The 13,728-nt window shown below is 63.0% G+C and carries 17 protein-coding genes; 2 read left to right on the top strand and 15 right to left on the bottom strand.

Annotated elements, in window-relative coordinates; translation table 11 throughout:
• Positions 1-20 precede the first annotated feature (20 nt).
• Genes kdpC through ACD578_RS16890 form a run of 5 tightly spaced genes read right to left on the bottom strand, consistent with a single transcriptional unit; the run spans position 21 to position 4,656 of the window.
• Positions 21-620 (bottom strand): potassium-transporting ATPase subunit KdpC, encoded by a 600-nt coding sequence (kdpC, locus tag ACD578_RS16870; RefSeq protein ID WP_404286774.1) that lies wholly within the window; start codon positions 618-620, stop codon positions 21-23.
• Positions 621-634: 14 nt separating this feature from the next.
• A complete protein-coding gene (gene kdpB / locus ACD578_RS16875) occupies positions 635-2,692 on the bottom strand; it encodes a potassium-transporting ATPase subunit KdpB (RefSeq protein ID WP_404286776.1) in 2,058 nt (685 codons plus the stop codon).
• Between the two features lie 10 nt (positions 2,693-2,702).
• Positions 2,703-4,412, bottom strand: a complete 1,710-nt coding sequence (gene kdpA, locus ACD578_RS16880) for a potassium-transporting ATPase subunit KdpA (protein WP_404286778.1) — start codon at positions 4,410-4,412, stop codon at positions 2,703-2,705.
• 12 nt (positions 4,413-4,424) lie between these two features.
• A complete protein-coding gene (gene kdpF / locus ACD578_RS16885) occupies positions 4,425-4,514 on the bottom strand; it encodes a K(+)-transporting ATPase subunit F (protein WP_099508427.1) in 90 nt (29 codons plus the stop codon).
• Positions 4,515-4,527: 13 nt separating this feature from the next.
• Complete coding sequence (locus ACD578_RS16890) at positions 4,528-4,656, bottom strand: hypothetical protein (protein WP_404286780.1); 129 nt, start codon at positions 4,654-4,656, stop codon at positions 4,528-4,530.
• A 205-nt stretch (positions 4,657-4,861) separates the two neighbouring features.
• Here ACD578_RS16890 and ACD578_RS16895 point away from each other — a divergent pair, with 205 nt between their 5' ends.
• Positions 4,862-6,772: a potassium transporter Kup gene (locus tag ACD578_RS16895; RefSeq protein WP_404286782.1), complete on the top strand. Its 1,911-nt coding sequence runs from the start codon at positions 4,862-4,864 to the stop codon at positions 6,770-6,772.
• Positions 6,773-6,859: 87 nt separating this feature from the next.
• On the opposite strand, the gene ACD578_RS16900 is transcribed toward ACD578_RS16895, so the two are convergent.
• From ACD578_RS16900 to ACD578_RS16915, 4 genes are all read right to left on the bottom strand, one after another.
• Positions 6,860-7,123 (bottom strand): hypothetical protein, encoded by a 264-nt coding sequence (locus tag ACD578_RS16900; RefSeq protein WP_404286784.1) that lies wholly within the window; start codon positions 7,121-7,123, stop codon positions 6,860-6,862.
• Positions 7,124-7,482: 359 nt separating this feature from the next.
• Entirely contained in the window at positions 7,483-8,223 is a 741-nt protein-coding gene (locus ACD578_RS16905; protein WP_404286786.1) for a Crp/Fnr family transcriptional regulator, read from the bottom strand.
• Positions 8,224-8,443: 220 nt separating this feature from the next.
• Positions 8,444-8,689 carry a hypothetical protein gene (locus tag ACD578_RS16910; protein ID WP_404286788.1) on the bottom strand — a complete coding sequence of 82 codons (246 nt, stop codon included), beginning with the start codon at positions 8,687-8,689 and terminating at the stop codon, positions 8,444-8,446.
• Positions 8,686-9,432 carry a Crp/Fnr family transcriptional regulator gene (locus tag ACD578_RS16915; protein ID WP_404286790.1) on the bottom strand — a complete coding sequence of 249 codons (747 nt, stop codon included), beginning with the start codon at positions 9,430-9,432 and terminating at the stop codon, positions 8,686-8,688. Before ACD578_RS16915 ends, ACD578_RS16910 begins: the two co-directional genes overlap by 4 nt.
• 371 nt (positions 9,433-9,803) lie before the next feature.
• Between ACD578_RS16915 and ACD578_RS16920 the strand changes: the two genes are divergently transcribed.
• Entirely contained in the window at positions 9,804-10,037 is a 234-nt protein-coding gene (locus ACD578_RS16920) for a hypothetical protein (protein ID WP_404286792.1), read from the top strand.
• 185 nt (positions 10,038-10,222) lie between these two features.
• Here the strand turns inward: ACD578_RS16920 and ACD578_RS16925 are convergent, their stop codons facing one another.
• The 6 genes from ACD578_RS16925 to ACD578_RS16950 all read right to left on the bottom strand — a co-directional run bounded on the left by ACD578_RS16925 (position 10,223) and on the right by ACD578_RS16950 (position 13,503).
• Entirely contained in the window at positions 10,223-10,744 is a 522-nt protein-coding gene (locus tag ACD578_RS16925) for a sigma-70 family RNA polymerase sigma factor (protein WP_404286794.1), read from the bottom strand.
• A gap of 19 nt (positions 10,745-10,763) precedes the next feature.
• Positions 10,764-11,003 (bottom strand): NepR family anti-sigma factor, encoded by a 240-nt coding sequence (locus ACD578_RS16930; protein ID WP_404286795.1) that lies wholly within the window; start codon positions 11,001-11,003, stop codon positions 10,764-10,766.
• Positions 11,004-11,195: 192 nt separating this feature from the next.
• The gene (locus ACD578_RS16935) at positions 11,196-11,429 is read right to left on the bottom strand and encodes a DUF2934 domain-containing protein (RefSeq protein WP_404286797.1); all 234 of its coding nucleotides are present in this window, start codon (positions 11,427-11,429) and stop codon (positions 11,196-11,198) included.
• Positions 11,430-11,538: 109 nt separating this feature from the next.
• The gene (locus tag ACD578_RS16940; protein ID WP_404286799.1) at positions 11,539-11,928 is read right to left on the bottom strand and encodes a response regulator; all 390 of its coding nucleotides are present in this window, start codon (positions 11,926-11,928) and stop codon (positions 11,539-11,541) included.
• A 544-nt stretch (positions 11,929-12,472) separates the two neighbouring features.
• Positions 12,473-12,763 (bottom strand): hypothetical protein, encoded by a 291-nt coding sequence (locus tag ACD578_RS16945; protein ID WP_404286801.1) that lies wholly within the window; start codon positions 12,761-12,763, stop codon positions 12,473-12,475.
• Positions 12,760-13,503, bottom strand: a complete 744-nt coding sequence (locus tag ACD578_RS16950; protein WP_404286803.1) for a Crp/Fnr family transcriptional regulator — start codon at positions 13,501-13,503, stop codon at positions 12,760-12,762. Before ACD578_RS16950 ends, ACD578_RS16945 begins: the two co-directional genes overlap by 4 nt.
• Positions 13,504-13,728 lie beyond the last annotated feature (225 nt).

Genomic DNA, 13,728 nt, shown 5'->3' on the forward strand with positions numbered 1-13,728 from the left:
GGTAGATCATCGTCATCCTCTCAAGAACCCTGCCGGTCGAGGGCCTGGTTGACCCGCAGAACATTGACCCGAGGCTCTCCGAGGATCCCGAAGGTCCGTCCCTCGATCGAGGCCTCGATCAGTTGCCTGACCTGAGCTTCGGGAAGGTTTCGAGCGGCGGCAATCCGGGCCGCTTGCGCCTGCGCGTAGCCAGGCGAGATGTGTGGATCGAGGCCGCTGCCGGACGTGGTGACGGCATCGCCGGGAATGGGTGCCGTCAACCCGGCCCCACGCCAGGCCTCGGAGGAGGCCGCCAAGCGCTCCGCCAGCCTCGTGGAGGTCGGCCCGAGATTGGAGCCGGTCGATGCCGCCGCGTTATAGGGCGCATCCACGATCCTGGACGGATCGGCCGGATCGGGTGCGCTCGTGGCGGAGGGGCGTGGCCAGAGATTACGGTCAGACGTGAACGCCTGCCCGATCAGCGCGGAGCCGATGACATGGCCATCCTGTACGACCAGGCTGCCATTGGCCTGCGCGGGGAAGAGAGCCTGACCAATGCCAGCGACGGCGAAGGGATAGGCGAGCCCCGTCAGGGCCGTGAACAGCAGGAGCAGAACGAGCGCGGGACGAAGATGGGACATGTTCGGTTCCTTGTTTAAGCCCAGCCGATGGCTGTGACAGCGAGGTCGATGATCTTGATGCCAATGAAGGGCACGAGGAGCCCGCCAAGGCCGTAGATCAGAAGATTGCGCCGCAGCAGGGTTGCCGCGCCAAGCGGACGGTACGGGATGCCGCGCAAGGCGAGCGGGATCAGCGCGATGATGATGAGGGCATTGAAGATCACAGCCGACAGGATGGCACTCTGCGGGGTCGACAACCCCATGACGTTGAGCGCCCCAAGCTGCGGGATCGCGGCCACGAACAGCGCCGGGATGATGGCAAAGTACTTCGCCACGTCGTTGGCGATGGAGAAAGTGGTCAGCGACCCGCGCGTCATCAGGAGCTGCTTGCCGATGCCAACAATTTCGATGAGCTTCGTCGGGTTGGAATCGAGATCCACCATGTTGCCGGCCTCGCGAGCCGCCTGCGTGCCGGACTGCATGGCAACTCCCACATCCGCCTGAGCCAGGGCCGGCGCGTCGTTCGTGCCGTCGCCGCACATGGCCACGAGACGGCCTTCCGTTTGAGCCCGACGGATGTAGTTGAGCTTGTCCTGGGGCGTCGCCTCGGCAATGAAGTCGTCGACGCCCGCTTCTGATGCAATCGCTGCCGCCGTCACGGGATTGTCGCCGGTCACCATGACGGCGCGGATCCCCATGCGACGCAGTTCCGAGAAGCGCTCCTTGATGTCGGGCTTGACCACGTCCTTGAGGTGGATGACGCCCAACAGACGGCCTCCGTCGGCAAGCCCGAGCGGCGTGCCGCCCGAGCTGGCGATCCGGTCCACGGCGGCCGCGAAGCCCTGATCCGCCACACTGCGCCCGCTGGCATCGCGCACGAAGCGAAGCACGGCGTCCACCGCTCCCTTGCGCAGCTTCCGGCTCGCGCAATCCACGCCGGAGAGACGGGTCGTGGCGGAGAACTCGATGAAGCGAGCGCCCTCCGGGACCCGGTCTGGTGCTTGCAGCCGATACTTGTCCTGCACCAGAGCCACAATGGAACGGCCTTCCGCCGTCTCGTCCGCCAGGCTCGCCAGCAGCGCGGCCTCCGCTGCTTCACGCTCCGTGATGCCGGAGATCGGGATGATCTCAGCCGCCATGCGGTTGCCGAAGGTGATGGTCCCCGTCTTGTCGAGGAGCAACGTGTCGACGTCGCCCGCGGCCTCGACGGCACGGCCCGACATGGCGAGCACGTTGAAGCGGATGAGGCGATCCATGCCGGCAATGCCGATGGCCGAGAGAAGTCCGCCGATCGTCGTTGGGATCAGGGTAACAAGCAGAGCCACCAGAACGGGCACCGGAACGTCCGCTCCGGAGTAGCGCCCGAACCCTGCGAGCGTCACCACAGCGATCAGGAACACGATGGTCATGCCGGCCAGCAGGACATTGAGGGCAATCTCGTTCGGCGTCTTCTGCCGCTCGGCCCCTTCCACGAGAGCGATCATCCGATCCAGAAACGAGGAGCCTGATGCCGCCGTGATGCGGACAACGAGCCAGTCGGAGATGACAGTCGTGCCCCCGGTCACGGCGGAGCGATCGCCCCCGGATTCCCGAATGACGGGAGCGGACTCGCCTGTGATGGCCGCCTCGTTCACCGAGGCGATGCCTTCCACAACTTCACCGTCACCCGGGATCAGGTCCCCGGCTTCGACGAGCACGAGATCGCCGACCTCGAGATTGAGAGCCGGCACCATGGCATGGAGTTCCTTGCGCTCCCGATTGTAAAGGCGCTTGGCGACCGTCTGCGTCCGTGCCTGGCGCAGCGTGTCGGCCTGCGCCCTGCCCCGGCCCTCAGCGACGGCTTCGGCGAAGTTGGCGAAAATCACCGTGAACCAGAGCCAGGCCGCGATCTGCCCCGTAAAGAAGGCAGATGCACCTGTCACAAGATCGCGCACGAAGAGAATGGTAACGAGCAGGGCCACCACCTCCGTGACGAAGATCACCGGATTATGAATGAGCTTTCCAGGATTGAGTTTCTTGAACGAGTCGAGGATCGCCTGACGCAGGATCGCTCCGTCGAACATCGATACGGTCGGTTGAATATGTTTGCTCATGGAGCACCTGTCAGAATGTTTTGTCGGCCAGCATCAGCATCTGCTCGGCGATGGGGCCGAGAGCGAGAGCCGGGAAGAACTGAAGACCACCGAGGATCAGGATCACGCCGATCAACAGGCCGATGAACAGCGGCCCATGGGTCGGAAACGTGCCTGTCGAGGATTCAAGCCTCGTCTTCGCCGCGAGCGAACCTGCGATGGCCAGCATCGGCACGATGTAGGCGAAGCGACCGAGCAACATCGCTAGCCCCAGGGTCGTGTTGTACCAGGGCGAGTTGGCTGTCAGCCCGGCAAAGGCGGAGCCGTTGTTTCCCGCTGCCGACGAGTAGGCGTACAGGATCTCGGAAAGGCCGTGCGGTCCGGCATTGAGCAGACCTGCGAGGCCCTGGGGAATGATGGCTGCGGCCGCCGCGAAGCCCAGGATCGCGGTCGGCAGGATCAGGACGGCCAGCATCGCCATCTTGACCTCCTTCGCCTCGATCTTCTTGCCCAGGTATTCCGGCGTGCGACCGACCATGAGGCCCGCCACAAACACGGCAATGATCGCCATGACGAGGATGCCGTAGAGTCCGGATCCGACGCCGCCCGGCAGGATCTCGCCGAGCTGGATCAGGAACATCGGGATCAGGCCGCCGATAGGCGTGAAGCTCGCATGCATGGAATTGACCGCACCCGTGGACAGGCCGGTAGTGACCGCGGCCCATAAGGCAGACAGCGCAAGCCCGAAACGAACTTCCTTGCCCTCCATGTTGCCGTCGGCCGGATTGATACCCGCCGCGTGCAGCATCGGCGTGCCGGCCGCTTCCGCCGCGTAGGTGATCGCGATGGCTGCCACGAGCAGGACACCCATCACCCAGACGAGGGCGCGCGCCTGCCGAGTGTCGCCAACCAGACGACCGAAGGCGAAGACGACAGCCACCGAGACCACCAGCATCTGCCAGACCTGCACGAAATTCGTGAGCGCCGTCGGGTTCTCAAAGGGATGAGCGGCATTCACGTTGAAGAAGCCGCCGCCATTGGTGCCAAGCTGCTTGATCGCGATCTGGCTCGCGACGGGACCGATAGCAATGGTCTGCTTGATGCCCTCCAGGGTCGTGGCATCCGCCGAGGCGAGTAAGGTCTGCGGCAGTCCAAGTGCCACGAGCAGAATGGCGGTAATCAGGGCCAGCGGGAGAAGAATGTAGAGGGTCGAGCGGGTCATGTCGGCCCAGAAGTTGCCGACTGTGTTCGCGTTGGAACGGGCAAAGCCGCGGACCAGCGCGACCGCGAGAGCAAGCCCCGTGGCGGCGGAGAGGAAATTCTGCACCGTCAGCCCGGCCATCTGCGAGAAGTGGCTCATGGTGGTCTCGCCGCCATAGGATTGCCAGTTGGTGTTGGTGACGAACGAGACGGCGGTGTTGAAGGCGAGATCGGGCGAGAGGGCCGCAAAGCTCTGCGGGTTGAGGGGCAGAAAGCCCTGGAACCTCAGTATCCCGTAGAGCAGCGCAAAGCCTGCTGCATTGAACAGAAGCATCGCCAGCACATAGGCGCGCCAACCCTGCTCCCGGGTGGGATCGACGCCCGCAAGGGCATAGAAGCCGCGCTCGACGGGACCGAATACAGGCGAGAGGAAGGTGGGCTTGCCGGCGTAGACCTTGGCCATGAAGGTACCGAGCGGCAAGGCCGCCAGCAGGACGGTTGCGAGAATGACGGCGATTTGAAGCCAGCCATTGAGGGTCATGGGATCGGCCTCCTAAAAGCGTTCCGGCCGGACCAGCGCCAGGACCAGGTAAGCGGCAAGACCAAAGGCGACGGTGCCGCCCAGGATAAGATCAAGGGACATGGATCAGCCTCCCTCAAAGCCGCTCGGCCATGCGGGCATACAGCGCCATCAGCGCAAAGAACCCAAGGCCGGTGAAGAGATAGACAAAATCGGACATGACAGCACCCTGTTGAGAGTGCCGAAGGCTACGTCCAAGCCTCATCAAATCTCGATTGGGAAGTGGGGTCTCGAATATAAAAGCGGCATAAAGAACCACCGACACTGGCTTGCTCGATGAGGGGACGGCTTCGGCCGAAAGCCCCGCCGGGAGCCTATATTCCAGGTTCCGCCTAAGGTGAAACCCTCCGGGGCACGGCCACGTTAGGCCACCGAAGCCGGGTACGTTCATCGGCATGGGAGGGCTGGTCATGGCCACCACCGGAATCAGCGCAGGCGCCGCTACAGGCTCTCCGGATTACGCCCATGCCGCCCGGACCTCCTTCTGGGCCCTGGCCCTCGGCACCATCGGCGTTGTCTACGGCGACATCGGCACCAGCCCCCTCTACGCCCTGAAGGAAAGCCTCGCCGCTGCGACCGCCCATGCGGGCCACGCCGCCCTGACCCGCGAGATGGTGGTCGGGGTGGTGTCCCTGATCCTGTGGGCACTGATCATCATCGTGACCCTCAAGTACGTGGTCCTGGTTCTGCGGGCCGACAACAACGGCGAGGGCGGCACGCTCTCGCTCGTGACCTTGGCCCAGCGCGCCCTCGGGCACAGCACCGGGTTCACCATCATCCTCGGTATGGTCGGGGCCTCGCTGTTCTACGGCGACGCCATCATCACACCGGCCATCTCGGTGCTGTCCGCTCTGGAGGGCCTCAAGCTGGTGACGCCCGCCTTCGATCCCTACGTGGTGCCGCTCAGCCTCGTGATCCTGATTGCCCTGTTTGCCGTCCAACGGTTTGGCACGGCCAGCGTGGCGACATTCTTTGGACCGATTACCGCCTTCTGGTTCGCCGTCATGGGATTTGGCGGCCTGATGCACATCCTGGACGATCCCGGCATCATTGGTGCCATCAATCCGATCCATGGCCTCAGCTTCCTGATCCACCACGGCACGGCGGGGCTGTTTGCGCTCGGCGCGGTGTTCCTGTCCGTGACTGGGGCCGAGGCGCTCTATGCCGACATGGGTCATTTCGGCCGTTCTCCGATCCGCACCGCCTGGCTCGGGTTCGTCCTGCCGGCACTGGCCCTGAACTATCTCGGCCAGGGCGCCATGCTGCTGGCTCATCCCGAGCATCTGGAGAACCCCTTCTTCCTTCTGTATCCCTCCTGGGCGCTGCTGCCGATGGTGATCCTCGCCACCATCGCTACCATCATCGCCAGCCAGGCGGTGATCACGGGGGCGTTCTCGATCTCGCAGCAGGCGATGCAGCTCGGCGTGCTGCCCCGCTTTCGCGTGCTGCGCACCTCCGAGACCGAGAAGGGCCAGATCTACATCCCGATGGTCAATTGGCTCCTGCTTCTCGCGGTCATCGTGCTCGTGGTGTTCTTCAGGACGTCGAGCAATCTGGCGGCTGCCTACGGTATTGCCGTGACCGGCGACATGGTCATCACCTCATGCCTGCTGTTCATCGTGGCCTGGAAGTTCTGGCGCTGGTCCCCGTTCGTCACAGCCTTGGTGATCGCGCCGTTCTTCGCCATCGAGTTGATCTTTCTGGGAGCGAACGCGCTCAAGATCCCGCAGGGCGGCTGGTTCCCCTTGATGACCGGTGCCGGACTGTTCACCCTGATGTGGGTGTGGCGCAAGGGCTCGCGCCTGCTGGCCGAGATCACGCACCGCGGCCGACCGCCGCTCCCGGAGTTCATCCGCATGTGCGAGACCAGCTCGGCACCGCGGGTACCCGGCACGGCCATGTTCCTGACGGGCAACGCCAACGATGTCCCGGCCGCCCTGCTGCACAACATGAAGCACAACAAGGTCCTGCACGAGCAGAACGTCATCCTGACGGTGGTGACCGAGGAGGTGCCGCGCCTTCCAGACGAGGGCCGTGTCAGGGTCGAGAAGCTCTCGGACCGCTTCTCGCGGGTGACGGTGCGGTTTGGCTTCATGGAGAGCCCGAGCGTGCCCAAGGCGCTGCGGGAGGCGGGCTTCGACCTGAAGGACGTCTCGTTCTTTCTGTCGCGGCGGGCGCTGCAAGCGTCGGCCCAGTCCGGCTTGCCGTTGTGGCAGGACTACCTCTTCATCCCGATGGCGCGATCCGCCAGCGACGTGTCGGACCACTTCTGCATCCCGGAGGATCGTGCCGTCGAGGTCGGCTCACGCATCACGATCTGAATGACGAGGGAACGAACCAGGTCCGCAGGGCGCAGCCCCGTGCTAGACCTAGTCCTTGCGCCCGCCCGTCCGATCGCGCGGGGCGGATCACGGGGAGAGCAACCTGGAAAAGAGCCACAGGATGGAGCAGAGGATCGACAGCCCGGCCGTCCATAACCCGATCCCGTGCCAGTACCTGACATCCCAGTCCCGCTGGTAGAGCCTCTCACCGGTATCGCGGGTCTGGGCATCGACCAGAGCTGATTTGAACCTCCTCCAGGCCCGCCACGCATGCACACGAGCGACGACGGACAATCCGCCGGAGAGCAGTGCCCCGTTCCACATCAGGTTCTGCAAATCCTTGATCGCCACGTCGCACCCTCGGAAGGCGAGCCTGGGCCCGCGGCACCCCTGATAACGAGAGTGGGGGCTGGAAAGTCCCCGTTAATGAGACGCCAGATGGGCTGCTGAAGGTCGGCTGAGGGTCAGGAACAGAGATTCCCTGCGCTTTGGGAACGTCCGCTTCGATGAGGATTACTGCCTTCGAACTTAGGTCTCAAGCGTGCCATTAGGAGACCTTCTGAGCCCCGCGCTATCCCTCACATTGAACAATCAACGGCTCACAGATGAATGGTATGTCGCGGAAGGTTGTTTGTGGAATGGTATCGAGGGCGCCCCACGCCAAGAGCGGCAGGATCATCGGCCGGGTATGGTGAACCTCATGATGCCGCTTACAAGGCCTCTTTCTTCGCCAGATGCAGGTAGGTTGGATCGAACTCACCGGCCCTCTGCAATCCCTCCCAGTCCAGCACCTTCAGGGAGCCGCCTTGCAGGGTAATCAGGCCGTTGCCCCGGAGATCCTGCAACACTCGGTTGACGTGCACCGTCGAGAGCCCGAACGCGTCGCCCAGCTCCGCCTGGGTCACCGGCAGCGTGAAGGCATGATCCTCCACCAGCTCGACAGCCCGCAGCCGCACCAGCAGCTCGCACAGCAGGTGGGCGATCCGGCCATAGGCGTCGCGTCGCCCGAGCCCCACCATCCATTGGCGGAACACGGCCGCATCGATCAAGGTGTCGCGCCAGAGCAGGTCACCGAGACGGGGGTGGTGACGCGTCAGGCTGCGCAGGTCATCGTGCGGGATGAAGGCGAGATGGGACGGGACCAGCGTCGCCAAGCTGTGATCCATCACGTCGAGGTGCAGGCTCTGGAGGTCGGGGATGTCGCCGCTGATGTGGAAGGAAAGGATCTGCCGCTTGCCTTCGGCGGTGACGATGTAGCGATAGGCGAAGCCCGCGACGATGAGGCAGCTCTCGGAGGGGCTGTCACCCGCCCGCACGATGTCCTGGTGCGTCGCGACGGTTTTCAGCCGCAGCGGTAGGCGCAGCAGGGCGGCCTTCTCCTCAGGCGCGAGCGGAGCGGTACTCTCCAGCTTGCGGATCAACGCGGCCGTGTGGTGGTGAAGGGCATCCAAGACAGCCTCCCCTGGTCATCAGGCGGGAGCGCAGGTCTCTCAGTCGTCAGCGCCTCAGGATCGGATGCTGACAATCTCCAGATTATCCTATGTTAATGCAGCGGGAGTGAGGCGGCTGAGTTTGGATCAAACTGGCTGCCGAAGGATGACAGCCGTGAGGTCATGGTCTTGGTCAGGAACAAGCGTCAGAGGCTGGAGCTGGTTGAAAGCACAAGGTCGCCTAGCGCCCTCGGGCCAGATGCTGCCTGATGCTCACTTGAGCTGCATCCAGATCGGCATAGGTGGGATGATCCAGGCCGTCCAGCAGAGCGAACTTGGCTTCCAGATACCAATGCCCGGACACCTCGCCATACTGGTCGCTGAGGTGGGTCAGCACCGCCACCAGCCGTTGGTCCGCATCGAAGACCAGCATGCCTTCTTCGTCGCTGCCGGTGCCAACCCGCACCGGCTGAAGAGTGAGGCTCATGCGGCTGCATCCTCCCGCACCAGATGCAGGTAGGTCGGGTCGAACTCGCCCACCTCTTTCAACCTGTCCCAGTCGGGAATCCTCAGCCGTGTTCCCTGGGTTTCGATCAGGCCCTCGGCCCGCATCTGCTGAAGCACCCGGTTGACGTGAACCGGGGTAAAGCCGAGCGCGTCGGCAAACTCGCCTTGGGTGATCGGCAGGTCGCAGACATGATCCTCGACAAGGTCCACCGCCCGCAGGCGCACCACCAACTCACACAGGACATGGGCCATGCGGCTGACGCCTTCGCGCTGTCCCACATTCATCACCCATTCCCGGAAGATGGCTGCATCAATCAGGGTTTCGCGCCAGAACGCGGCGCCGATGCGTGGATAGCCGAGGCAGATGTCGTGCAGGGCCTCGTGCTGGATAAACCCCACCCGGCACTGGCTGATGGTGCTGACGCTGTTGTCGAGCACCTTCAGGTGCAGGCTCTGGAGATCAGGGATGTCACCGGCGATGGTGAAGGAGACGATCTGGCGCTTGCCGTGGGCTGTCATCTTGTAGACGCAGGCGAAGCCGCTCAGGATCAGACAGGCCCGGGAGGGGCGATCGCCCTCGCGCACGATGTCCTGATGGTCCTTGAGCACCGCCACCTGCATCGGCAGGGTCTCGAGGGCTTGGCGCTCGTCATCGGTCAGAGTGAAAACGCTCTCGAGCTTGCGGATGAGCGGATTGTAGCCGGGGTGAAACGGTGAGGACATGGGACGCTCCCCTGATGTGCAGGCGGGAGCGCGCGCATCTCTCAGTCATCAGCGCCTGAGATCGATGGCTGATGGTGAAACCAAGATCGCATACGCAGAAGTGTCTGTCGCAGGCCTATGTTAAGTTCAGAGATTAACATCGCCGATCAAAGCAGACGTGTCTGTGACGGCAGTAATTCGCACAAACCACAGTATCGAAGAGGCCAAGGCAACTTATGTTAGTGATCGAGCCACTCCTAGTTGAAGGACTCGGGGGGGGGGGTGCTATGAAGGCTGTCTTGTTTCCCCTGGGTGTCCGGCCACTTGGCATTGACCTTTCGCCCCAACATGGAAGGCGAAGGCTATGCTCCCCCCACATCTCATTCCAACCTATGCGCGTGCTCATCGACGGCCATGACAGCGAGGGCCGTCTCATCCTTGCAGATAGCCAGCTCGCGGCCGTGATCGTCCGCCTCGATGGCGAGACGCATAACCCTGAGCACAAGGGGCAATGGTATCTGGAAGCCGGGTTCGGCAAGTGCAGCACCCGGGACGCACCCCTGTTCAAGACACCCGAAGAAGCCGGTGCCTGGGTTGAGCAAACCCTGACGCGCAAGGCGGCATAACTCGCTGACGCTCCACGTGATGGAACAAGCTCAATGCCCGTCACTTCTCATGCCGGCAACTGGAATTCCTGGGGTCTCGGCTTGCCTGGAACGTACTCCATTGAGAGAACATCCAGACGATCCATCAGCTCAGGGCCGTCGCTCGCCAGCTTGAGCAGTTCGCAGGCTTGAGCGTCCATACGAGACTACGAGGCGGAATGCACGAACAGCGCGGCCTTGACCAAACGGTCGGGGCCGAGATCCTCTTCGGCATCGAGGGCCAGGAGTTCCGCCAGGCGGGTGCGGGCGCGGTTGATGCGGCTCTTGATCGTGCCGATGTTGACACCGCAGATCTGGGCCGCCTCCTCGTACGACACGCCCTCGGCGCCCACCAGAAGCAGCGCTTCGCGTTGCTCGACGCTCAGCTTGGCAAGAGCCACCTGCATGTCGGTGACATCCAGGCGTGCGCCCTGCTCCGGCAGGACCGCGAGCTTACCGGCGAGTGCCCCTTCCGGGTCGTCCACCTCCCGGCGGCTGCGGCGCATATCGGTGTAGAACTGGTTGCGCAGGATGGTGAAGAGCCACGCCTGCATGCTCGTGCCGGGCTGGAACTTGTCGAGGTTCTCAAGCCCGCGCAGCAGCGCCCCCTGCACGAGATCGTCCGCATAGGTGATGTTGCCGGTGAGCGAGATGGCGAAGGCGCGCAGATGCGGAATAGTCTTCAGCATCGCCTGCCGAACAGGATCCTCATTCGCCATCGCGGCCGCTTTCGATTCCATCCAGTTGCGTCAGAAGCTGAACGAAGCGGTCGGGCACCGGCTCGCTCATCAGGTGGGAATAGAAGGCCTGGAGTTGCTCACCCAGAAAGGTCGCGACATGGGGCGGCAGGGCCAGCTCCGGACCTGGATCGCCGTTGACGTTCAGGATCTCCTCAAGCGTATCCGGCTCTTCCAGAATGGTGCTGTTGTCGGTGTTATTGGTGGACACGTTTGCTTCTCCAGACACAGACAGGCTGCCCTCGGGGCTTGCTGCGGGTGGAGGACACCCTGCCTTTACGTCACTGAAGAAGCTCTGCCATTAACCTGAGATAACCATCCGTGGCGGCATGGAGACTGGAGAGCACGCTGACCGCATCAGAGAGAAGCGATCCCCCATGGCTGCTACCCGGCAAAGTGCTTGTCAGGGCTCGCCGCTGGCAGCAGAGCTTGCTTCGGCCGCAGCGGCCGGCTGGGCATCCTCCACCGTTGCATTCGAGCGTTCCGGCCCCTGGTCATCCAGTTCCCGCTGCGCTCTGAACCAGTGGTCCTCAGGATTGCCGGTGCAGCCTTCGCTCTCCCAGATCTCGTAAGCCCGTTGCCGGATTGTCTCATCCTGGCTGGTGGCGATGGTTGCGGCAGACACTGTATCAGACATAATCGTCTCCCTTTGCCCCGATCGCCGGATCAATGATCCAGTGAGAATTGGGACGGGTTGGCAGAGATAGCGGAGATCGGTCCGAGCGACCTGCTCCTTCGTTGATAGTTCACGAACCGCAACGATTGGCGGCTTGCTTGCGGCACGCACCCGCGATTGCTTCAGCAAAATCCTGCTGGCTGAAGGGCTTTTGCAGTGTCGGGCAGTCGCTGAACCTGTCCGGCACTCCATCCGCGCCATAGCCTGTTGCAAAGATCACAGGAATGCCGCGCTCGCGGATCACCTCGGCAATGGGATAGCTGAGGGTGCCATTCAGGTTGAGATCGAGAACGGCGACCCCGAACTCCGCTTTGCGCGCAAGCGCGAGGGCATCATCGAACCTGGCGACCGGCCCCACGAGTTCACCGCCGCAGTCCAGGACCATGTCCTCAAGCAACATGCTGATCATCGCCTCGTCCTCGACAACGAGGATGCGATGCTTGCGCTCGCGGGCCAGCATGGATGAGGGGCCGAGGCTATTCATCACCGTGCCTCCTGAGTTGGCATGCTTAGGCGAGGCACACTGGAGTTAAAGGATCGTTAATTTTTACTTGGACGCTGAATTCCGGCATTAACTTATGTGACCGAGGCTCGGGTTTTCTTGGCGGGCGTTCACGGCTGAACAACAACGACCCGGCTCATTTTGAGAAGAGGTCCAAGACTCGATCTGCGCTGAATGTCCTGTCACGTTTAACTTAGATGATAGGGAGCGCCCCTAAAGCGAGCTATCCAGAGCATGGATCTCATGAGGATCCGCTCCTGGAACTGAAGTCCTCCTGTTCTTCCTTCTGAGACTGTTGCGTATCATCTCCAAGGCTCCCTCGCTGGCACTGGCGGGGGAGTTTCTTTGTGTGCCCTGAAGAGCCGGGCGCAAATGACCGTCGCAGATCGCAGCGACAGAATCGCAGCTTGGGGTGATGTCATCGCGGCCCTCAGAAGGCGCCGAGTTCGACCCGACGTTTCTGAACCTGGGAAACGAACCGCTGTGACCGCAGCAAGCCGGATCAATCGGCTGACCCTGCCGGGCCTGTCAGGTGTCGGGTGATCCATTCTTTCGCTGTGCCGAGATCTCTGAACGTGGGCTTGCGTGGTCCCTCCAGCCGGCCAAACCCCGCCTCAAGGTACCACCGCCCGGCCAACTCCTCATGCAGTGGGGACAGGCGGACCAGAACGGCCACCAGCCGGTCCTCCGCGAAGATCAGACAGCCCTCCTCGTCATCACAGCCCACAGCGACCTGCACCGCTTGCTCTGTGAGAGACAGGCGGCCGCCATCATCGTGCTCGGCCGAGGTCATGGTTTCGTCTCCCGCCCATCGAGGTGGAGGTAGAGCGGGTTGAACTTGGCGCGCTGCCGCAGGCGCTCCCAGTCATTGATGCACAGAGAGCCTTTGCCCAGGGTGATCAAGCCATCTCGTCGCAGATCCTGGATCACCCGATTAACATGGACGGTGGTCAGGCCGAGCGCATCGCCCAGTTCCGTCTGGGTCATGGGAAACGCACACGTGTGCTCATCCTCGGCCAAGCCAACCGCCTTGAACCGCACCAGCAGCTCGCACAGGAGATGGGCGAGCCGCTCATGCGCCGATTTCTGGCCCAGGCTGACCATCCACAAGCGGAACATCGCCGCATCGACGATGGTGTCCCGCCACAAGGCATTGGCGATGGTGGGATGGCGCGCGTTGAGATCGTTGAGGCTCTGATGCGGGATGAACGCCACCGTGGTGGGCACCAGGGTGGCGACGCTGTGGTCCATGGTCGTGATATGGAGGCTCTGTAGGTCGGGGATGTCGCCCGGGATGTAGAAGCCCATGATCTGACGGCGGCCATCGTCCAGGACCAGGTAGCGGAACACCATGCCTTCAAGGACGAGGCAACACTCCGCCGGAGTGTCGCCTTCGCGAACGATGTCCTGATCCGCCTTGTAGGCTTTGGTGGTCCTGGGCAAGCCATGCAGGGCCTGCTTCTCCTCGTCTGAGAGAGCGGCCAGGGTCTCCAGCTTGCGGATGAGCCTGTCGACATGCTGCGGATCGTTCATGGCGTCTTCCCTTGCGGTGCAGGCGGGAGCGCGTCGAACTCTCAGGCATCGGCGCCTGTGATGGAACGGCCGATGCTTCCAATAAGATAGCTCTGGTTCGGGCCCGATGAAAGGCGGGCATGGCTCGCTTTGACCTCATCTCTGGTTGATCGGCATCCCTGCTCGGCCGGACAGAGCCTGAGCCTTTCACCCTTCGGCGTGGCGGCTTGCTCCCGGTGTGGGCGC

This window comes from Microvirga sp. RSM25 (genome assembly GCF_044784385.1).
Taxonomy (GTDB): Bacteria; Pseudomonadota; Alphaproteobacteria; order Rhizobiales; family Beijerinckiaceae; genus Microvirga; species Microvirga tunisiensis.